At 71.9% G+C, this 20776-nt stretch carries 18 protein-coding genes; 10 read left to right on the top strand and 8 right to left on the bottom strand.

Annotation, left to right across the window (positions count from 1 at the left end; translation table 11 throughout):
* Window positions 1-84: 84 nt before the first annotated feature.
* Window positions 85-3132 (bottom strand): sacsin N-terminal ATP-binding-like domain-containing protein, encoded by a 3048-nt coding sequence (locus LDL49_RS43415; RefSeq protein WP_225300769.1) that lies wholly within the window; start codon window positions 3130-3132, stop codon window positions 85-87.
* A gap of 101 nt (window positions 3133-3233) precedes the next feature.
* Complete coding sequence (locus tag LDL49_RS43410) at window positions 3234-4034, bottom strand: DUF3027 domain-containing protein (protein WP_225300768.1); 801 nt, start codon at window positions 4032-4034, stop codon at window positions 3234-3236.
* A gap of 285 nt (window positions 4035-4319) precedes the next feature.
* On the opposite strand from LDL49_RS43410, the gene LDL49_RS43405 reads away from it, so the two are divergent.
* Window positions 4320-5918 carry an MFS transporter gene (locus LDL49_RS43405; RefSeq protein ID WP_225300767.1) on the top strand — a complete coding sequence of 533 codons (1599 nt, stop codon included), beginning with the start codon at window positions 4320-4322 and terminating at the stop codon, window positions 5916-5918.
* Here the strand turns inward: LDL49_RS43405 and LDL49_RS43400 are convergent.
* Together LDL49_RS43400 and LDL49_RS43395 are read right to left on the bottom strand one after the other, a co-directional pair.
* Window positions 5915-6310 (bottom strand): cold-shock protein, encoded by a 396-nt coding sequence (locus tag LDL49_RS43400; protein ID WP_225300766.1) that lies wholly within the window; start codon window positions 6308-6310, stop codon window positions 5915-5917. The two genes, LDL49_RS43405 and LDL49_RS43400, sit on opposite strands and share 4 nt — an antisense overlap.
* 91 nt (window positions 6311-6401) lie before the next feature.
* Window positions 6402-7022 (bottom strand): HAD family hydrolase, encoded by a 621-nt coding sequence (locus tag LDL49_RS43395; RefSeq protein WP_225300765.1) that lies wholly within the window; start codon window positions 7020-7022, stop codon window positions 6402-6404.
* Window positions 7023-7122: 100 nt separating this feature from the next.
* Between LDL49_RS43395 and LDL49_RS43390 the strand changes: the two genes are divergently transcribed.
* Both LDL49_RS43390 and LDL49_RS43385 read left to right on the top strand, forming a co-directional pair.
* Window positions 7123-7569 (top strand): hypothetical protein, encoded by a 447-nt coding sequence (locus tag LDL49_RS43390; protein WP_225300764.1) that lies wholly within the window; start codon window positions 7123-7125, stop codon window positions 7567-7569.
* A gap of 34 nt (window positions 7570-7603) precedes the next feature.
* Window positions 7604-8221, top strand: a complete 618-nt coding sequence (locus tag LDL49_RS43385) for a TetR/AcrR family transcriptional regulator (protein WP_225300763.1) — start codon at window positions 7604-7606, stop codon at window positions 8219-8221.
* Window positions 8222-8239: 18 nt separating this feature from the next.
* Here LDL49_RS43385 and LDL49_RS43380 read toward each other — a convergent pair whose 3' ends face one another.
* Entirely contained in the window at window positions 8240-9151 is a 912-nt protein-coding gene (locus LDL49_RS43380) for a hypothetical protein (RefSeq protein ID WP_225300762.1), read from the bottom strand.
* Window positions 9152-9195: 44 nt separating this feature from the next.
* Here LDL49_RS43380 and LDL49_RS43375 point away from each other — a divergent pair, with 44 nt between their 5' ends.
* Together LDL49_RS43375 and LDL49_RS43370 are read left to right on the top strand one after the other, a co-directional pair.
* A complete protein-coding gene (locus LDL49_RS43375; RefSeq protein WP_225300761.1) occupies window positions 9196-11625 on the top strand; it encodes a helicase-associated domain-containing protein in 2430 nt (809 codons plus the stop codon).
* Window positions 11626-11667: 42 nt separating this feature from the next.
* On the top strand, window positions 11668-13146 hold the full coding sequence (locus LDL49_RS43370; RefSeq protein WP_225300760.1) for an AMP-binding protein: 1479 nt from the start codon (window positions 11668-11670) through the stop codon (window positions 13144-13146).
* Here the strand turns inward: LDL49_RS43370 and LDL49_RS43365 are convergent.
* Complete coding sequence (locus LDL49_RS43365) at window positions 13143-14075, bottom strand: hypothetical protein (RefSeq protein WP_225300759.1); 933 nt, start codon at window positions 14073-14075, stop codon at window positions 13143-13145. The genes LDL49_RS43370 and LDL49_RS43365 overlap by 4 nt on opposite strands.
* 1 nt (window position 14076) lies before the next feature.
* On the bottom strand, window positions 14077-14577 hold the full coding sequence (locus LDL49_RS43360; protein WP_225300758.1) for a SigE family RNA polymerase sigma factor: 501 nt from the start codon (window positions 14575-14577) through the stop codon (window positions 14077-14079).
* A gap of 126 nt (window positions 14578-14703) precedes the next feature.
* Between LDL49_RS43360 and LDL49_RS43355 the strand changes: the two genes are divergently transcribed.
* Window positions 14704-15072 carry a hypothetical protein gene (locus tag LDL49_RS43355; RefSeq protein WP_225300757.1) on the top strand — a complete coding sequence of 123 codons (369 nt, stop codon included), beginning with the start codon at window positions 14704-14706 and terminating at the stop codon, window positions 15070-15072.
* A 62-nt stretch (window positions 15073-15134) separates the two neighbouring features.
* Window positions 15135-16787: a DNA repair helicase XPB gene (locus LDL49_RS43350; protein ID WP_225300756.1), complete on the top strand. Its 1653-nt coding sequence runs from the start codon at window positions 15135-15137 to the stop codon at window positions 16785-16787.
* 220 nt (window positions 16788-17007) lie between these two features.
* Here the strand turns inward: LDL49_RS43350 and LDL49_RS43345 are convergent, their stop codons facing one another.
* On the bottom strand, window positions 17008-17301 hold the full coding sequence (locus LDL49_RS43345) for a hypothetical protein (RefSeq protein WP_225300755.1): 294 nt from the start codon (window positions 17299-17301) through the stop codon (window positions 17008-17010).
* A 154-nt stretch (window positions 17302-17455) separates the two neighbouring features.
* On the opposite strand from LDL49_RS43345, the gene LDL49_RS43340 reads away from it, so the two are divergent.
* The 3 genes from LDL49_RS43340 to LDL49_RS43330 are packed head-to-tail and all read left to right on the top strand — an operon-like array spanning window position 17456 to window position 20526.
* Window positions 17456-19456, top strand: a complete 2001-nt coding sequence (locus LDL49_RS43340) for a HelD family protein (protein WP_225300754.1) — start codon at window positions 17456-17458, stop codon at window positions 19454-19456.
* A 57-nt stretch (window positions 19457-19513) separates the two neighbouring features.
* Window positions 19514-20083: a YbhB/YbcL family Raf kinase inhibitor-like protein gene (locus LDL49_RS43335; RefSeq protein ID WP_225300753.1), complete on the top strand. Its 570-nt coding sequence runs from the start codon at window positions 19514-19516 to the stop codon at window positions 20081-20083.
* A gap of 29 nt (window positions 20084-20112) precedes the next feature.
* On the top strand, window positions 20113-20526 hold the full coding sequence (locus LDL49_RS43330) for a GNAT family N-acetyltransferase (protein WP_225300752.1): 414 nt from the start codon (window positions 20113-20115) through the stop codon (window positions 20524-20526).
* The last annotated feature ends 250 nt before the right edge of the window (window positions 20527-20776 follow it).

The raw sequence follows: 20776 nt of genomic DNA, 5'->3' as shown, positions 1-20776 counted from the left end.
ACTACGGGCAGGTCGGCGCTGGCCGGTCAGCGCTACGGGCCCGGTCGGCTCTGCAGACAGGTCGGCGCTACGGGCCCGTCGGCTCTACGACAGGTCGGCCTCGGCCAGCAGGAGCGGCACGGCCGTGGGGTCGTGCAGCAGCGCGGCCACCGCGAGCCGGTCGTTCCACTGGCCCGTCGCCCAGGCCAGGCCGCGCGCCAGGCCGTCGAGCCCGGTGCAGTGCACGGAGCCCTCGAAGAAGCGCCACGTGCAGGCGACGCCGTCGACCAGCAGCTTCTCGTGCTCGACGTAGGTCTCGGGAGCCGTCGGCAGCAGGGAGCGCACCTCTGCCGGCACGCTCCGGGTCTCACCCTCGGACGTGACCTCGCCCTGGGCCAGCTCGCCGGCCAGCGGCAGGTCGAGCAGCTCCGACAGCGACTCGGCCAGGTCGTAGGGGGCCAGCACCAGAGGCCGGTCGGTGACGAGCTGGAGCAGGTCGGGGGCCTCCACCACGACGGCGTCGTCGGCCGCGGCCACCACGATGTCGCCACCGAGCACGGCGCGCACCCGGGCGGGCGGCGCCACCCGCGCGGGCTCGACGGCCGCCAGCGCGATCCACAGGGCCCGCAACTGGGCCCGGTCGACCTCGATGGACTCGTCGGCCATCAGGTCGAGCAGCTCTTCGGGACCGCCGTGGCCGGCGAGCAGCTCGGCCAGCGTGGTGCGTACGCCGAGCATCCCCAGCGCCACCGGGTCGAGCCCGCCGGGCGCGTCACCATAGAGACCCTGGAGCAGCGGGTCGGCGCCGGGCAGCCGCAGCTCCCGTGGCCGTCGCCCGTCGAGCACGGGGTGGTTGGCCAGCCACCACGCCGTGTAGGACGGCACCTCGACGCCCTCCACCCGCAGCGGGTGCAGCGCGGCACGCAGCGGCGGTCTGGTCAGCAGCGCCAGCGCGGCGGGCCAGTCGGCGACCAGCTCCAGGTCGCGCACCGCGGCGAAGTCCGGCACCACGGGCGGCAGGTCCAGCTCAGGCAGCAGGTCGAGCACGTGGTCGAGCCAGTCGTCCTCACCGTCGAGGTCGTGGTCGCAGTCGTCGTGGTCGAGCAGCACGTCGGAGTCGTGCGCCACGGCGAACCCGTCGAGCACGCCCACGGCTTCGAGCACCCGGGAGCCGTAGGTCTCCACCAGCTCCGGCGCGACCACCCCGAGGTGCGTGTCGGGCTCCAGCAGTCGGGTCAGCGCGCCGTCGGCCAGCATCAGCTCGCCCGCCGCGTAGAGGTCGCCGTCGCTGCCGCGCAGCGCCAGCTCGGCCAGCCACGGCGCCTCGCCCGGCACCAGCGAGGCGGCCTCCACCAGGGAGAGCACGGCCCGCGCCACGGGCTCGGAGTCGGCGCTGTCGAGGGACTGGGCGACGGCGGCCTTGGTGATGGGGTCTTCGAGGATCGTCCGTGGCGTGGCCTCGGCGGCGCCGAGCCGCAGCAGCGCCGCGTGCGCCGCCTCCGGGTGCACGATCCGCAGCCCCAGAGGCGTCAGGTCGAGCCCGTCGCGGGCCGAGGCCAGGCGGGTGCCGCCCAGGTCGAGGATGAGGGTGCCGCGCGGCCCACGGACCAGGCGGCCGTCGGCCAGCGGCACCGGCAGCGCGCCCAGCGACTCGGGGTCGTCGGCCGGCAGCACCTCGTAGAGCGAGCGCCACCAGGACGGCTCCCGCGCCTCGACCGCCTCACCGGACAGCAGGTCGACGACCTCGGCCAGCTCGACCCGGCGCACGCCGAGCGAGCCCATCGCCGGGTGCCGGGCGGGCCACCCGGCGGGCAGCAGGCCGGGGACGAAGTCGGCGATCGCCGCCAGCAGGTCACTCGACCCGGCGACCACGGCCGCCTCCTGGCCGGCGACGATCCAGCCGTCCTCGTGCGGCTCCCTGGCCGGGTGCTCGACCTGCCACTCGGCGTCGGGCTCGTAGACCTCGGCCTCGGCGAACGACGGCGTCTGCACGGCCGGAGCGGGCGCGGACAGGGCCGGGAGCAGCGGGGTGGCGGGCAGGCGCAGCAGGATGGCCCGCCGGATCCGGGCGTCGAGCTCGCCCTTGCCCATCAGAGAGGGGACGAGATCGAGGAGCTTGGGGGTGCGCGGCAGCTCGCCGAGCAGTCTGACGTAGGCGTCGGCGGCCCGCTCGACCAGGAAGTCGGTCAGCGGCCCCTTGGCCACGTGCCGCCGGTCGGTGGCCATCGGGAACGAGGCGATGAGCAGGGCCGGCAGGTCGAGCGGCTCGTCGCTGGGCGTCGGCGCGTGCACCACCGGCGGCACCCCGGCGGGCAGCGGGGCGGGCTCCGTGTCGGCGACGGGCACGGCCCAGCGGAGTGACCAGTAGGGGCGGGCGCGCTCTTCGGTGGGCCGGTCGGCGAACAGGGCCGCCACCTCGTCGGGAGCGAACTCCCCCGACTCCGACACCAGGTGCCACCCGTCGGCCGACACCCGGCGCTCCGAGCCGTCGAGGTCGATCTCGATGCTCGTCAGCGCGGGCATGCCGAGCAGCAGCGCCGGGCTGGTCTCGGCCAGCATGCGGCGGACCGCCGCGACCGACGCGGCGTCGCGCAGCGGCAGGCGTACGAGCGTGTCGAAGCCCTGCGGCACGTCGAGCGGCTCGGCCTCGAACGGCAGGCGCAGCAGCGGTACGTGGCCGCCGCGCGAGCCGAGCTCGGCGGCCAGCTCCGGCACCGAGGCCACCACGGCGGCCGTCTCCGCGCGCGACCAGCGGACGGCGCCCGTCTCGCGCGAGCAGATCGACGGCTCATCGCAGACCGACACCACCGCGGCGAACCCGACGCCGAACCGGCCGGCGGCGCCCGCTTCGTCCCGCTTGCCGGAGACACGCAGCGTCGACAGACCCTCGACGCCGGTCGCGTCGAGCGGGACGCCGGTGTTGGCGGCGGTCAGGACGTCGTCGCGCAACGTCAGCCGGAGCACCCCTGGCACGCCCGCGCGCAGCGCCGCGTCGGCGGCGTTCTGGGCGAGCTCCACGATGAGCCGGTCGCGGTAGCCGCCGAGGGCGAAGTCCTCCTCGGCGTTGGCGTCCTCGCGGAATCGGGCGGTCGAGGCCGTCCACGCGGCGAGCACGGCGGCCCGCGTCCGGTCGGTGCCAAAGGTGTCGGTCATCTGTCACGATCCTGGTCGCTGGTGGGGCGGGCTCCGGCACGTGTCCGGGGTCCGCCGATGGGGGGCCACCGTAGGCTAGCGGCCCTCACCGACATTCGCGGTCAGGAGTGGCCGAGCTCCTCGGTGGCCGATCCGTCGACGGATCCGGCCTCCTCTTCCATCAGGTCGAAGCCCATGTCGTCGAGGATGGGCATGGCCTGCTCGACGGACGGCGGCATGACCGCTGCCTCCGAGTGGGCCCCGCAGCCGTGGTCGGCGGCGACCACCTTGCCGTCGTCGGGGGCGTACTCATTGGCGCAGACCCCGAACACCTGCCGGAGCCCACCCGCGAGCGGCCAGTAGAAACCACAGGTGGAGCACTGCGCGGGAGCGGCGTGTGCGATCGGCGTATGCGGCCCGTGCTCGCCCGAGTGCCAACGTCTGGCAGCGCGGTCCTTGCCGATGGCCGAGAGCACACGGGCCCGGCCCAGGCCGTACTCGAAAATCGTCTGATGGTCGGTCTCGTCGTCGGTCTTGACGAAACCTGGCTCCAGGCGGTCGTCGTCCTCCGAGGTCGGCAGCAGATCGCCGACGCCCAGGTCACCGGGGCGCAGACGCTCGCTCCAGGGCAGCCACTCGGGCGCGAGCAACGCTCCCGAGCCGGGCAGCAGGACGGCTTCGCTCACGGTGACGTTCTTCGCCCGCGAGGCGCGGGTCACGGTGACGGCCCAGCGCCAACCGCGGTAGGCCCGGTCGAGACAGGCGAAGTAATGGGTGACGATGCGGTCGCCCTCGCCCTCATAACCGAGGTGCTCACCCGGCTCGCCCGGCCGCGCGAGCTCCTCCGCGGCGGCGCGCGCCAGGTCCACCGCGGCGACGCACGCCTGGTCGGGCGGGGAGACGCGGGTCCGGGTGCGGGTCATCTGTCCGCCTCCGCCGCAAGGTGCTGTTCGCTCACACTTCATTCTCACCCATGACCGGACCTGAAGGTGCCGACACCGCCCATCCCGGACCCACTCACGACACATCAGCACCCCCGACCCCCAGCAATCCCGCCGCCGTGGGCGGGCGACCATCGAGGTAGGACGGGCAGCGGACCCCAAGGTGCCGACACCGCCGATCCCGGATCAACTGGCGGCACATCGGTGGGCCTGTCCCCGGGCGATCCGTCGCCGTTTGCGAGCGGCGATCGGGTAAGACTGGTAAGCGTGCAAGGAGGCTGGGACACGGCTCGCGAGGTCACGCGGCGCGTGGGGCGAGGCGTCGCCGACGCGGGGCGCGCCACCGCGCGCGCCGGCCGGGCCACCCTGCGGGCCGGGAAGGCGACCGCCGGCGGCACCGCGCGGGCGGGCAAGGCCACGGCCAGGGGCGCGCAGAAGGTCGGCAGGGGGGCGCAGAAGGTCGGGAAGGCGACCCGGCGCCTCACCCACGCCAACGGCGCCGACCGCACCGGGCTGGGCCGTCTGATCGAGCTCACCGCCGGTCACAGCGGCGGCGACGCACTCGTCACGGTCGCGCTGGCGAGCACCGTCTTCTTCGGTGTGCCCGTCGGCGAGGCCCGCGGGCCCGTGGCGCTCTACCTGGTCATCACGATGCTGCCGTTCGCCCTGCTGGCGCCGTTCGTGGGGCCGATCCTCGACCGGTTCAGGTCGGGCCGCCGTTATGTCATGGCGGGCACGCTGTTCGGCCGCGGCCTGCTGTGCTTCGCGATGGCCGCCGCCGTGGGGCCCGGCGACCTGCCGACGCTGTTCGTCGGGGCGCTGGGCGTGCTGGTGCTGTCGAAGGCGTACAACGTGTCCCGCGCGGCGATCATGCCGAGCGTGCTGCCCGCCGACATCACGCTGGTCTCGGCCAACGCCAGGGTGGCGCTGTTCTCGCTGATCTCGGCGGGCGTGATGGTGCCGGTCGCCGCGGGCCTGACCGCGTGGCTGGGCAGCGCCGCGGTCCTGCGTACGGCGATGGTCGCCTTCCTCCTGATCGGCGTCCTGGCCGTACGGCTGCCGCGACACGTCGACTCGCCCGAGCTGGAAGAGGAGGAGGGCAGGCCGCTCCGCTGGCGGACCCTCCTGAACGTGGGCCCGGCGGTGGCCGAGGCGGTCTGGGCGAACGTGGCCATCCGCCTGTTCTCCGGGTTCCTGCTGTTCTTCCTGCTGTTCCTGGTGCAGGACAAGGGTGTGCCGTGGCTGGCCACACCCGACCCGTTCTTCGACATCCCGAAGACGATCGCGCTGCTCGCGGCCGCGGCGGGGCTGGGCGGCCTGGTCGGCGCCGTGGTCGCGAACTGGACCCGCAACCACTCGCCGCATCTCATCACGCTGCTGACGCTGGCCGTGACCGGCGCGACCACGATCGCCACCGCGGTGTTCTTCGGCCTCTGGACCGCGGCCGCGATCTCGCTCGTCACCGCGTTCGCGCAGGAGCTCGGCAAGCTCGCCCTCGACGCGATCGTGCAGCGGGAGATCGGCGAGGAGGTGCGCTCGTCCACGTTCGGGGTGGTCGAGGCGGTGTTGCAGCTCGCCTGGGTGTTCGGCGGGCTGATCGGGCTGCTGCTGTCACTGGCCGAGAGCAGCGCGGCGGGGCTGGTCACGCTGGCCGTGGCGCTGACGGGCACGTTCGGCTGGCTGATCGTGCGCCGCCGCAAGCGGATCCGCGCCGCCACACGGGGCCCCGAAGCCGCGGCCCAAACGGACCAGGAAGACCAAACGGATCAAGGTGCGTGGGACGCGGAGGATCGACGCGCCGACCGGCGGGATCAGCGCGTCGACACCCTCGACTCGACCAAGCCGCTGACGAACCCCAACGGCTAGGCGTCGAGGTCGTCCGCCACCGCCCTGAGCACCTGCGCGATCTTCTTCGCGTGCGCCGCGTCAGGGTGCTTGCCCCGCTGGTAGGAGGTCGAGACGTCGTCGAGGAGCTTGATCAGATCCTCCACGATGACGACCAGCTCGTCCGGCTTCTTGCGCTTGGCCTTGGGCTTGGGCTTGGCCAGCGTCGGCGGCTGCTCGAGGATCCGCACCGACAGGGCCTGCTGGCCGCGCCGTCCCTCGGCCACGCCGAACTCGACCTTCTGGCCGGGCTTGAGCGGGCCGGCACCTGTGGGTAGCGCGGAGGAATGCACGAAGACCTCACCACCGTCGTCGCGGGTGAGGAAGCCGAAACCCTTGTCGGCGTCGTACCACTTGACCTTGCCACTCGGCACAGGAGGAACCTCGTTCAAACAGTCGTAAAAGGCGAATGGATGTAGGTTATGCCCCGCGAGGCTCCGTAGCGACCAGGAAAATTCCCGGCATTTACCGGAGTTGCCCACTCGAACGCCATCCGGCGAACCAGTCGGCGAATTCCGTCAGGTCGCCAAGCGCCACATCGGCTCCGTGATCACGGAGTTCGTCCAGCGTGTAAGGGCCGGTCGCGACCGTCACGCTGACGGCTCCCCCGGCCCGCGCGGCCTCGATGTCCGCCACATGGTCGCCGACATAGGCTCCGGCGCCGAAGCGCTCGAGGGCCGCACCCTTGGCCGCCCCGAAGACCGACCCGACCACCTCGTCCACGGCGAGCCCGAGCGCCTTCACGGTGCTGGTCGCGTCGCGCGGGTTCTTGCCGGTCACGACGATGATCCTGCCCCCTTGCGCGCGTACGGCCTCGACGGCCTCCGCCGCTCCGGCCATGGCCGTGTGCACGGGCACGCCCAACTCCGGATAGATCTCCCTGAACAGGATCACGGCTTCCGGGATCGCCTCCAGCGGCAGCCAGTTCGCCAACTCCTGTTCGAGTGGCGGGCCGAGCCTGGTGATGATCGCCTTGCTGTCGATGACCACGCCGAGGCGCGTCGAAAGCTCGTCGTAGACGGCCGCGATGCCCGACCGTGTGTCCGCCAATGTCATGTCCAGGTCGAAACCCACCGATGTCCGCACAAGGTGAAGGATGCCAAACGCGTCCGCATTACGGGTAACGGCCCTTGTTGTGGGACCGTGGGAGTGGGAAGAAAGGAATTACTTATCGGGAGGAGTGGCCGTGACCGAGCCCCCCAAACCGCCGGAAGCGGGAGATCGGCTGGTCGCCGCCGCCAACCGCCCCAGCCCGCCCGAACAGCCCACCCGGGACCTCTCCCTCAGCGGGCCGCGGCCGCACCGGCCCGCGCTGCCCCGGCAGGTGACCGGACCGGTCAGGGTGTGGCGGGGAGTGGTGGCGTTCCTGGCCGCCGCCGTCCGGCTGGCGTCCAGGCTGGCCGCGCTGATCCTGGTGCTGTACGCGATCTTCACGGTGTTCCGGGCCAACCCGGCCAACATTTGGTACCAGTTCGTCGAATCGCTCGCCTCGCCGCTGTCGGTGGGCCTGGCCAACCTGTTCCAGCTCGCCGACGTACGGTGGACGACGCTGGTCAACTACGGGCTCGCGGCGCTGGTGTGGCTGATCGTCGGCTCGGTCGTCGCGGGGTTGATACGGCGAGCCGCGCCGTGACGGCTACGCTCCATCACGGAGGTATCAGGAAAGAATGACCAGATCGACGCGTGAGCGGATCATCGACGAGGCCCTGCGGCTCTTCGCGGAGCGGGGCTACTCCGCCACCTCGGTGGCCGAGATCGAGGCCGCCTCAGGGCTCTCCCCGGGCGCCGGAGGGCTCTACCGGCACTTCAAGTCGAAGTACGAGGTGCTCGCCGCGGCGATCAACGAGCATGCCGCCCGTACCCGCACGCAGGTGGCCGAGAGCCTGGCTCAGCTGGGCGACATGGAGACCTCGGCCGACCTGGAGATGCGGCTCTCGCACCTGTGCCGCGCCGGGCTGGCCAAGGTGCGGGAGGAGTCGGAACTGACCCGGGTGTTCTTCCGGGACCTGAGCCAGTTCCCGGAGCTGGTGGCGGTGGTGCGCGAAGGGCTGCTGCAGCCCATGTTCGACGCCATCACGACCTGGTTCCGCGCCCAGCCCGAATACGAGGACGCCAAGGTCGACTGGAACGGGATCGCGGCGGTGCTCGGCGGCTCCGTGGTGCACTACCGGCTGTTCCAGGAGACGGTCGGCGAGTCGCCGGGACACGCGGAGAAAGACCAGTTCGTCACCGCCTGGGTACGCCTGGCCGTGGGCCTCCTGCCGAGCCCCGCACCCGTCAGCTGACCCCGAGCCCCGCCTCGGTCAGTTGACCTCCACCAGCCGGTAAGCCAGCCAGCCCACGCCCAGAGCCGTGCCGATCATGAACATCACCCCGCTGACGTCGAAGAACTGCACCACGAACGCCTGCACCCCCGGCTCCGCGCCCACCCGCAGACCGCCGACGAGCGCCCCGCCGAGCGTGTAGCCGACCAGGGGCGCACCGATCCCGATCAGCCGGTCGCGCAGCACCCAGCCCTCCGAGAACGCCACCAGCAGCGCCCCCAACCCCCACACCAGCACCGGCACCCGGAAGATCGCGACGGCCGGCAGGCCGAACGGGACCAGCAGCGCGGCCAGCACCAGGACCACCATCGCCGCCGTCTCGCGCGGGTACTCCTTGACGATGGTGCCGGCGTCCCGTCCACGGGTGGTCATCGGGTTCCCCCCGGACATGGCCACCTGCCGCAGCCGCGCGAACGGCATGCCCCGCAGGGGCCGCGGGGCCAGATGGTCCTCCGCGAGCCGCCGGCCCAGCTGGGCTCCCGGGGGCGCCACGTCGTCGACGATCTTGGGGAAGAACGGCGTCGCCCCACCAGCCCCCGCGACCCGTTCCGCCTTGGCCACGGCACCCGGCGTCACGGTTCCCCGCGCGGCCCCGGGCGCGGCCGTGGGCGCCGTTCCCGGCCGGGTTCCGGACGGGGCGCCGGGCGCGCCGCCCGGCCCCGCCTCGGCCAGCCTGCGGGCCTCGCGTTCGACCAGCGCCACCGGGTCGCCGAACCGGGCGAGCACCTTGACCACCTGCCGTGGGTTCTGGCTGCCCTGCCGTTCGACCTCGATCCTGGCCCGTAACCGCTTGGCGAAGTCGAGCCGCTGGTCGGATCTGAGCACGCCATGAGCCGCGTCGGCGGCTGCGCTGACGTAGTTGAGGATGAGCTGGTCCGCTCGCTCAATCACGTGAGCCATGCTGCCCCAATCAGGGGGGACATACCATGGCAACGATGGAGTTCACGGAGTGGATCAGGGGGCGCACCGACGAACAGCTGCGGGCGCTCGTCTCCGCGCGCCCCGAGCTGATCACTCCGGTGCCCGCACATCTGGAGGGCCTCGCCGTACGCGCGGGCAGCCCTTCGGCGATCGGCCGGGCGCTCGACCGGCTCAACCGCTTCACGCTCGCCGTGCTCGAAACGCTGGCCGTCGTCGAGACACCGGCCGCCGGCGAAACGCGCGCCGTCGGCGAAACGCGCCCCGCCGCCGGAGCGCAGGCCGAGAAGCGGGTCGAGAAGCCGGACGTACGACCGGGGCCCGTCACGAAGGCGGCCCTGCGCGCGCTCGTCGGCGGGGCGCTCGCGGCGGGCAAGCCGGAGCCCGCGCTGTCGGCGGCGCTCGACCACCTGCGCGACCTGGCCCTCGTCTACGGCCCCGACTCCGCGCTAGCCCTGGCCCCCGGCGTGCGGAAGGTGCTCGACGATCCGGCGGGGCTCGGCCCCCCGGCGGTGGAGGCGTTCCGGCACCACGCGCCCGAGCAGCTGGCGGAGATGGCCGACGACATCGCGCCGGGCACTGCGGGCTCGGGCAAGGAACGCCTGGCCGCCGCCCTGACCCGGCCCGGGAAGCTGATCGAGGAGGTCTCGCCCGAGGCTAGGGCGGCGCTGGACCAACTCACCTGGGGGCCGCCGACGGGCCGGGTGCCCAACGCCAGACGTGAGGTGCGGGTCGCCTCCGCCCGCTCGCCCATCGACCAGCTGCTCGCCCGCGGCCTGCTGGCGGCGACGGGTGAGGAGAGCGTGGCCCTGCCTCGGGAGGTCGGCCTCTACCTGCGTAACGGCCTCGTACACCGGGATCTGTACGCCGTACCTCCCGCCCTGGAGGGCGCCGCGCGGGACCAGAGGCTGGCCGACCGGACGGCGGCGGGGCAGGCGTTCACGTTCGTGCGGACGGTCGAGGACCTGTGCGAGCGGTGGAGCGCCGAACCGCCGGGCGTGCTGCGTACCGGCGGGCTGGGCGTACGGGATCTGAAGCGCACCGCGACCGAGCTGGACGTGCCCGAGTGGGCCGCCGCGCTGATCGTGGAGGTCGCGCACGCGGCCGGGCTGATCGCGGCGGGCGGCAACGTCGACGGCGAGTGGCTGCCGACCACCGGCTACGACCTGTGGCGGGTCCGGCCGACCGCCGACCGGTGGGCGGCGCTGGCGGTCACCTGGCTGCACACCGACCGCGTCCCCGGCCTGGTCGGCGAGCGTGACGACCGGGACCGGCCGCTCAACGCGCTGCACACCGAGCTGCGCCGCTCGTCCGCGCCGGGTGTGCGGTCGGCGGCGCTGGGCGTGCTCGCGTCGGCGCCCGGCCTGGCGCCCACGCGCGAGTCGGTGTTCGACCGGCTGGCGTGGGAGCAGCCGCGCCGCCGCGGGCCGCTGCGCGAGCAGCTGACGGAGTTCGCGCTGCGGGAGGCCGAGCAGATCGGCGTCACCGGGCTCGGCGTGCTGTCGGGACACGGCCGGGCGCTGCTGTCCGGCGAGGACCCCGCCTCGGTGCTGGCCCCGCTGCTGCCCGAGCCGGTCGATCATGTGCTGCTCCAGGCCGACCTGACCGCCGTCGCGCCAGGACCGCTCACCAGCGAGCTGAGCCGCTGGATGACGCTGGCCGCCGATGTCGAGTCCAAGGGCGGCGCGACCGTCTACCGGTTCGGCGAGGGCTCGGTCCGCCGCGCGCTCGACGCGGGCCAGGGGGCCGAGGAGCTGCTGGCCATGCTGGAGCGCCACTCGGCGACGCCGGTCCCGCAGGCGCTGTCCTACTTGATCGCCGACGTGGCCCGCCGGCACGGGCGCATCAGGGTCGGCACCGCCAGTGCCTACATCCGCTGCGACGACCCGGCCCTGCTCGACCAGATCACCGCCGACCGGCGCTCGGCCGCGCTGCGCCTGCGCAGGCTGGCGCCCACGGTCATCGCCTCCCGCTCCTCGCGGGCCGCGCTGGTCGACGCGCTGCGTGCGATGGGGTACGCCCCGGTGGCCGAGTCGCTCGACGGCGACGTGATCATCTCCGAGCTCGACAGGAAGCGCACCGAGGGCCTGCCGCCGGCCCGGTCCGTGCCCTCGCCCAACGGCCTCGACGCCGAGGTCACGGCCGCCGCCGTACGCGCGCTGCGGGCGGGCGACGCGGCCCACCTGACGCGGCGCGAGCCCGCCGACGCCCCCAGCGGCCAGATCCCGCGCGGCCCGGCGACCGCCACGATCTCCGCGTTGCAGGATGCCATCAGGCAGGGCGTACGCGTGTGGATCGGCTACCTCGACTCCCAGGGCAACGCCACCTCGCGCATCCTGGAGCCCGCGCGGATGGAGGGCGGCTACCTCACGGCGTACGACGAGACCAGGGCCGCCGTGCACCGCTTCGCGCTCCATCGCATCACCGGGGTGGCCGACCTGTCTTGACGTCAGCTTGACGCCCGGCGGTGATCAGGCGAGGTTGGGACGGTGAGCGAGCTGACGTTGGGCCGGTTGGCCGAGGAGTCTTGGAGCAGGTTCGACGACTTCGACGCGGTCTACTACGAAGGGGTCTGGCACCGCGGCCACGCGCTGGCCGAGCGGGCCCGCAAGGTCTGCGGCGGGCTGGTCGAGGCGGGGGTACGCCCCGGCGACCGGATCGTGGTGATGATGGCGAACTCCCCCGAGGTCGGCCTGATCTACGAGGCGATCTGGGCGGCCGGTGCGGTGGTGACGCCCGTGGTGTTCCTGGTCGGACCGGCGGAGTTGCGGCACATCCTGGCCGACAGCGGCGCCACCGCCCTCGTCACCTCGCCCGAACTGATGGAGACGGTCCAGGCCGCCGAGCCCCAAATCCCGATATTTGTGGACACGGGGGAGCTGGAGCGGGCGGCCGAGCGGGGGCCCGTCGAGCGGGACGCCACCGATCTGGCGGCTCTCATGTACACCGGAGGCACGACCGGCATGGCCAAGGGCGTCATGCTGAGCCATCGCGGGCTCTGGCAGGTGGCCAAGGACGCCTACGAAATGTCCCACCAAGAGGGGAAAAATCGCGCAATAGTGCCGGTGCCCCTCTCCCACTCGTACGGGCTGATCATCACGGTCGCCGGGATGCACGCCACGGAGCCGCAGCAGGCGGTGCTGATGCGCTGGTTCGACCCGAAGGCCTTCCTCGAGCTGGCCGCCGCGCAGCGCGCCCAGTACGGAACGGTCGTGCCCGCCATGCTCCAGATGCTCCTGGCCGAGCCGCTGGAGTCCCACCCCCTGCCCGACCTGGCCTTCCTCACCTGCGGCGCGGCGCCGCTCGGCCGGGAGACGCTGGCGGAGTTCGAGCGCCGGATGCCCGGCGTGCAGGTCCTCGAAGGCTACGGGATGACCGAGACCAGCGCCGTGACCACCTTCAACCCGCCGGGGCGGCGCCGGATCGGCAGCGTGGGCCTGCCGCTGCCCGGCTACACGATCACGATCCGCGACTCCTCCGGCGACCAGGCCGAGGCGGGCGACGTCGGGGAGATCTGCGTCAGCGGCGACTCGCTGATGCTCGGCTACTGGGGCGAGCACCCTGCGGACTCCACCGGCACCGCGCTGGTCGAGGGCGAGCTGCGGACCGGCGACATCGGCTGCGTGGACGACGACGGCTACCTGTACATCGTCGACCGGAAGAAGGACCTCATCATCCGCGGCGGGTTCAACGTGTTCCCGCGCGACGTCGAGGACGCCCTCAACGAGCACCCCGACGTGGTGATGTCCGGCGTCGTGGGCCGCCCGGACCCGCGCCTGGGCGAGGAGGTCGTGGCCTTCGTCCAGCTCAAGGCGGGCGGCACGGCCACCGCCGAGGAGCTGATGACCTGGGCTCGTGACCGGGTCGGCCGGGTGAAGTATCCCCGGGAAGTGCGGTTCGTCGACTCGATCCCGGTCACGAGCGTGCTCAAGCTCGACCGCAAGGCGCTGCGGTCGAGGCTCGGCTAGTCGTCCGCGTCAATGGCTCCCTCGGACCTCCACTTGACGTTCTTGAGCTCGCCCAGCGCCTGGCCGCCGGAGTCATAGGCGGTCACCTTGCTCAGCAGGACCGGGCGGATGGAACCCTTCTTGTCGGCGTACACCCGCGATCGGCCGATGTAGAAGCCGTCCCGTACGCTGGCCGTCATCTTCCGCCCGTCCGCCCACTCGACCTCCACCCGAGTCGCCTGGGGAGCGACCCGGCCGGCCACCACCAGGAAGGACGGGTCGCCGTCCCGGCCCGGGTTGATCTCCGACTGCGTCTCGATGCTGTAGACGTCGACGCTGAGCGCGCCGCGCAGGGCCGGCTTGCCAGGCGGGTCCCCGCCCCAGTAGGAGAAGACCGGGTCCGTCGGGTAGCTGACCAGCCGGATGGCCGGCGTGCACAGCACGAACCCCTTGCGGCTGCCGACCAGCCGCGTCACGCCCAGTTTGTCCTTGGCCTCCACGAGCCAGCGGTAATCCTTGACGGTCCCGTACTGGGGCAGCAGCCGCTCGCCGTCCATGCTGTGCACCGGGCTGCCCTTGGGCATGCAGTCCTCCACCTTCGCGAACTGCGCGATGGTGTTCCGCGGCAGGCCGGGGATGTCCCGGACGTACGCGGTGGCGGGCGGGGCCGTCGCCGTCGCCCGCGCCGTGGGTTCTGTGCTCGCGGTGGGTCCTGTGCTCGTCGTCGGCGGGCTCGCGGGCGAGACCGACAGCTGCTCATGCGCCCGCAGCGCCACCACCCCGATGGCCACCACACAGGCCGCCGCCGCCAGGGCCAGCCCCCATCTCGGCCACTTCATCCGTGCCCGCCTCCGTAGGGCACGTGACAGAAGCAGCTCGGGATCCACGGGCCGCGCCCGGTCGGCCAGCCTGCTCAGGGCCTCGGTGACCGCGCGTTCGTCGACTGTCATCTCAGGCCTCCAGATTGACGGTCTCGCCCACCAGGTCGCGCAGCCGCTTCACGGCCTGGTGGGTCTGGCTGCGTACGGTGCCGATCGAGCACCCCATGATCCTGGCGACGTCCGACTCCGGCAGATCCTCGAAGTAGCGCAGGACCAGCACGGCCCGCTTCTTCGCGGGCAGCCGGCGCAGGGCCTGTTCGAGCGTGAGCCGGTCGTCGACCCGCGCGGTGCCGTCGCCCGCGATCCGCTCGGGCAGGGTCTCGACCACGCGCTCGCGCCCCCAGCGCGGGCTGCGCCACCGGCCGACCTGCTCGTGGTACATGACCTGGCGGACGTACGCCTCCGGATCGCCCCTGATGCTCCGCCATCGGTCCGCGGTTCTGGCCAGCGCGCTCTGGAGCAGATCCTCCGCGGCGTGCTGGTCGCCGGTGAGCACGTACGCCAGGCGCATGAGGCTGTCCGATCGCGTCGTGACGAACGCCGTGAAGACTCGTAGGTCGTCCTGGTGCAACTCGCCTCCCTGCTCTGGGTCTCGATCTCTGAAGACGTGTGAGAGAGTCCAGATCTATGGCGAGACAGCAGACCTGGCAGGGCGCGTGGCCATTCCGTGATAAATGTTGACCTGTCAGGAGGTGGCATGAGCCAAGAAGGTCCATCGGGCGAATATCCGTACCAGCCCTACGGCGCACCATACGGCCAGCAGCCGCCGCCACAGCACGGTTATGGCTATGGCTACGGCTATCCCCCGCCCCCTAGGCCGCCCGAGGGGCCGAGGGCCACCGCCATCGTCGCGCTGGTGCTCAATCTGCTCTCGATCGTCGGCTGTTGCAACATCTTCGCGATCCCCGGCGCCATCCTCGCGGGCATGGCGCTCGGCCGGTCGAGCACGCAGCCGGCCAGCGCCAAGGGCCTGCTCGTCTGGTGCTGGACACTGCTCGGGGTGGGCCTCGCACTCAATCTCGGCATCTTCCTCTTCCTCGGCCTCAACGGCTACCTCGACGACTGATTACCTGTTCGGGGACTGTTCTTGCCGTCTGATGTGTTGGATAGGCGTCAACCGTAGAAGGGATGTCCGTGAACGACGGCCCGCTCATCGTCCAGTCGGACAAGACGCTGCTCCTCGAGGTCGATCACGAGAAGGCAGGCGAGTGCCGCAAGGCCATCGCGCCGTTCGCCGAGCTCGAGCGCGCCCCCGAACACGTGCACACCTACCGCGTCACCCCGCTGGCGCTGTGGAACGCGCGCGCGGCCGGGCACGACGCCGAGCAGGTCATCGACGCGCTGATCAGTTTCAGCCGCTATCCGGTGCCCCACGCGCTGCTCGTGGACATCGCCGAGACCATGGCCAGATACGGCCGGCTCAAGCTGGAGAAAGACCCGGCCAACGGGCTGATCCTGACCTCCACCGACCGGGCCGTGCTCGAAGAGGTGCTGCGGTCCAAGAAGATCCAGCCCATGCTGGGCGAACGGCTCAGCGGCGACTCCGTGGCCGTGCACCCGAGCGACCGCGGCAACGTCAAGCAGGCGCTGCTCAAGCTGGGCTGGCCCGCCGAGGACCTCGCGGGCTACGTCGACGGCGAGCACCACAAGATCGAGCTGCTGCAGGACGGCTGGAGCCTGCGGCCCTACCAGCAGGACGCGGCCGACGCCTTCTGGCACGGCGGCTCCGGCGTGGTCGTGCTGCCCTGCGGGGCCGGCAAGACCATCGTCGGCGCGGCCGCGATGGCACACGCCCAGGCCACCACGCTGATCCTGGTCACCAACACGGTGAGCGCGCATCAGTGGAAGCAGGAGCTGCTCAAGCGCACCACGCTGACCGAGGACGAGATCGGCGAATACTCCGGCAGCAAGAAGGAGATCCGTCCGGTCACCATCGCCACCTACCAGGTGATGACCACCCGGCGGAAGGGCGTCTACAGCCACCTGGAGCTGTTCGACGCGCGTGACTGGGGTCTGGTCGTCTACGACGAGGTGCACCTGCTGCCCGCGCCGATCTTCCGGATGACCGCCGACCTGCAGGCCCGCAGGCGCGTCGGGCTGACCGCGACGCTGGTGCGCGAGGACGGCCGCGAGGGCGACGTGTTCTCGCTGATCGGCCCCAAGCGCTACGACGCGCCCTGGAAGGAGATGGAGAACCAGGGCTGGATCGCCCCCGCCGACTGCGTGGAGGTCCGGGTCACGCTGACGGACGAGGAGCGGCTGGCGTACGCGATGGCCGAGTCCGAGGAGCGTTACCGCTTCTGCGCCACCACGCCGTCCAAGACCCACGTGACCGAGGCGCTGGTCCGCCGGCATCTGGGCGAGCAGGTGCTGGTCATCGGCCAGTACATCGACCAGCTGGACGAGCTGGGCGAGCACCTGAACGCTCCGGTGATCAAGGGCGAGACCAGGGTCAAGGAGCGCGAGCGGCTCTACCAGGCCTTCCGCGACAAGGAGATCCAGGTCCTGGTCGTGTCCAAGGTGGCGAACTTCTCCATCGACCTGCCCGAGGCGGCCGTGGCCATCCAGGTGTCCGGCACGTTCGGGTCGCGTCAGGAGGAGGCGCAGCGGCTCGGGCGGGTGCTGCGGCCCAAGGCCGACGGCGGCGGCGCCCGGTTCTACACGGTGGTCAGCAGGGACACGGTCGACCAGGAGTTCGCGGCGCACCGCCAGCGGTTCCTGGCCGAGCAGGGTTACGCTTACCAGATCATCGACGCCGACGACGTGCACGGCGGCGTGTAGCGCCACGTTCAAGACCGAGCGAGGCCCGGCCGCTCACCCTCCGAGCGGCCAGGCTTCGACGTCGATTACGTCCACGAGACTCCGCGGGCTGTCGACAATCGAACCACCCCCCTCACCAGCGTGCTACGCCGCTGCGCGCCTCAATCAGCCAGCGACATACCCCCATGATCCGGCAAATCCACCTGATATGCCCGAATTCTCGGTTATTGGCAGGTTGTCGTTATCTGGCCAGCAGGCCGCCCAGGAAGAGCACCCCTTCGGCGACGATCCAGGCGGCCACACCCACGCCCATGAACCGGCTGAACACGCGTGGATCGTTCCTGGCGGAAGGGACCAGCCAGGCACCGGCCGTACAGCAGGCGGCGGCCACGGCGAACAGCCCCGACATCGCCGAGACCGTGCCGAGCCGCTGCGAGCAGCCCGCCGCGGACTCGCCTCCCGCGCAGAACGCCTCCAGCCCCCATCCCGCGAACACCGACAACGCCCACAACGCCGCCAGCAGGAAACTCGCCACTGTCGGGATGATCGGGGAGAAAACAAACCGTACGCGGGCCACGGTCCCTCTCTACCCCGGCTAAATGCTTTGGAAGCGTGCCGGACGCCCCACTAAACTGGTCGATTCGCTGCCTACACCACCTCCGTTACTTCGACCAGGGAGGCACTTTCGCATGCCCGCACACCAGCTGGCCCCCGACATACCCGCCGACGTGCTCGCGGCCGAGCAGTCCCATCTGGCCGAGTCGAGGGCCGCGCTCCAGGCGATGCGGCTGCACGCCCAATCGCTGTCGGCCGACGCGGCCGGCGACTGGGTGTCCCAGCAGATCCTGCAGTCGCTGCTCGACAAGCGGGTGGCGGCGCTGGCCGACCATCCCGACACCCCGCTGTTCTTCGGCCGCCTCGACCGCTCGGCGGACGACGACCTGCCCTCTACGATCTACGTCGGCCGCCGCCACGTGCACGACGGCAGCAGCCGCCCGCTGGTGATCGACTGGCGCGCGCCGGTGTCCCGGGCGTTCTACCAGGCCAGCCCCGCCGATCCGATGAGCGTCGCGCGGCGGCGCCGGTTCGGCTATCACGGCGGCATGCTGACCGCGTTCGAGGACGAGCCGCTCGGTGAGGGCGGCGACATCGGTCCGTCGAAGATCCTGACCGAGGAGATCGAGCGCCCGCGCACCGGCCCGATGCGCGACATCGTCGCCACGATCCAGCCGGACCAGGACGAGATCGTCCGCGCCACGCTCACCCAGACCGTCTGCGTCCAGGGCGCGCCGGGCACCGGGAAGACCGCCGTCGGCCTGCACCGGGCGGCGTACCTGCTGTTCACCCACCGCGAGCGGCTGGCCAGGTCGGGCGTCATGATCGTCGGCCCCAACCGCGCCTTCCTGTCCTACATCTCCTCCGTGCTGCCCGCGCTCGGCGAGGTCAAGGTCGACCAGACCACGGTGGCGGGCCTGCTCGGCGAACACGCCACGCCGGAGGATCCGATGGTGTCGGCGCTGAAGGGCGACGCCCGCATGGCCGCCGTGCTGGAGCGGGCGCTGTGGCTGCACATCGTGAAGCCGGAGGAGGGCGTCGTCTACAGCAAGGGCGCCTACCGCTTCCGGGTGGCCGACTACGAGGTACGCGAGATCGTCGCCTCGCTGCGCGGCACCACCCGCTACGGGCCCGGCCGGGCGGCGCTGGCGCAGCGGCTCGCGCACATGGTGCTGGTACGCATGGAGCAGCGCGGGGAGTCGCCCGACGACCGGGTGCAGGACGCCGTGGCCAGGTCCAAGCCGGTCAAGCAGCTCGTCGACGCGGTCTGGCCCAAACTGGTGCCGCAGCAGGTCCTCTTCAAGCTCCTCTCGGACCCAGAATTCCTGGCAAAAGCCGCCAAAACCGATTTGTCGCCCGACGAGCAGCAAATGTTGCTATGGCAGAAACCGTACCGAGGCTGGAAGTCGGCGAAGTGGTCGGCGGCCGACGCCGCGCTCCTCGACGAGCTCGGCGACCTGATCGAACGCACGCCCTCGCTCGGCCACCTGGTCGTCGACGAGGCGCAGGACCTGTCGGAGATGCAGCTGCGCGCGCTCGGCCGGCGCTGCCGCAACGGCTCGGCCACCGTCCTCGGCGACCTCGCCCAGGGCACCACCCCGTGGTCCACCAGCTCGTGGGGGACCGTGCTCAAGCACCTGGGCCAGGACGCGGGCGAGGTCACCGAGCTGACGCTGGGCTTCCGCGTGCCACGCGAGGTGCTCGACTACGCCGCCCGGCTGCTGCCGTCGATCGCCCCGACGCTGGCCCCGCCGCGGTCGCTGCGCCCCGGCGTGGGCTCGCTGAGCGTACGCCCCGGCGGCGCGGTCGCCGACGCCGCGCGCGAGGCCATGTCCCGGGAGGGCTCGATCGGCGTGATCGTGCCCGACGCGCTGGTGGCGGAGGTGTCACGGCAGCTCGACGGGCTGGCCCACGCCGTGCTCGACCCCGACACGACCAAGGAGCACCGGCTGCTGATCGTCCCGGCGACGCTGGCCAAGGGCCTGGAGTACGACCACGTGATCGTCGTCGAGCCGGCCGACATCGTGGCGGCCGAGCCCCGCGGCCTGGCCAGGCTGTACGTGGTGCTCACCCGTGCGGTCACCTCGCTCACCGTCCTACACGGAAAGGCCCTGCCCGCCCAGCTGTCCGCCTGACCACCCGAGGGACCCACGAGCGGGCACGTCGCCTCCCGAGACGGACGCACTCCTAGGATGGCTGGAGTAGTGGAGGATCTCTACAAGGAGGACGCCGTGCCCGCACCGCTGCCACACGAACACCTGCCGTCGGTCCCCGCACTCACGGTCCAGAGCGACGACATCGCGGACGGGGAGAGGCTGGGTGACCTCCACGTCTTCAACGACTGGGGCATGACCGGCCAGAACCTGTCACCCCACCTCCAGTGGTCCGGCGCCCCGGCCGAGACGCAGAGCTACGCCGTGACCTGCTACGACCCCGACGCGCCCACCGGCAGCGGGTTCTGGCACTGGGTGCTCTTCGACCTCCCGGCCTCCGTCACCGAGCTGCCCACGGGCGCCGGCACCGCGCCCGAGTTCAAGGGCCTGCCCGCGGGGGCCACGCACGCGCGCAACGACTACAACAGCAAGGACTACGGCGGCGCCGCTCCCCCGCCCGGCGACCCGCACCGCTACGTCTTCACGGTGCACGCGCTGGGCGTGGCCGAGCTGGGCGTCGACAGTGACGCCAGCCCGGCGGTGGTCGGCTTCAACATCACCGCCAACACGCTCGCACGCGGCCACGTGGTCGCCCACTTCGGCGTCTGATGGCGGCCGACTCAGGGGCCGCTTCGGGGGTGAAGATACGGCATGGGGGGTTCGACGACGTGCCCGCCGTGCTCGACTTCTGGCTCCTGGCCGCCGAGGGCACCGACCGGCGCGACTCGCCCGACAAGGTGATGGCGCTGATCGAGCGCGACCCGGAGGCCCTGCTCATCGCCGAGCTCGATGGGGAGCTGGTGGGCACGCTCATCGCGGGCTGGGACGGCTGGCGAGCGCATCTCTATCGCCTCGCCGTCCACCCGTCCCACCGCCGCAAGGGCATCGCCACCACGCTCCTGGCCGCGGCCGAGTCCCGCTTCGCCGCCTTCGGCGCCTTCCGCGCCGACGCCATGGTGCTGGACGACAACCTCTCCGCCCACGGAGCGTGGTCCGCCGCCGGCTACGCGCTCCAGCCCATGTGGTCGCGTTGGGTCAAACCGCTTAAATGATCATATGTACGGCTCTTCACCACAGAAAACAGACCGGCCCGGACAACGTGCGTCCGAGCCGGTCTGGTGAGAAGAGACCTGGAAGTCTCTGGTGAGGAGACCTAGAAGTCCATGTCTCCGCCACCGGGCATACCGGCGGGGGCGGCAGGGGTCTTCTCGGGCTTCTCGGCGATGACCGCCTCGGTGGTGAGGAAGAGCGCCGCGATGGAAGCGGCGTTCTGCAGCGCCGAGCGCGTCACCTTGGCCGGGT

Origin of the sequence: Nonomuraea aurantiaca (genome assembly GCF_020215705.1) — a bacterium.
GTDB classification, from domain to species: domain Bacteria; phylum Actinomycetota; class Actinomycetes; order Streptosporangiales; family Streptosporangiaceae; genus Nonomuraea; species Nonomuraea aurantiaca.
The sequence above is the reverse complement of the archived record's forward strand: the minus strand, read 5'-3'. Positions and strand labels throughout refer to the sequence as shown.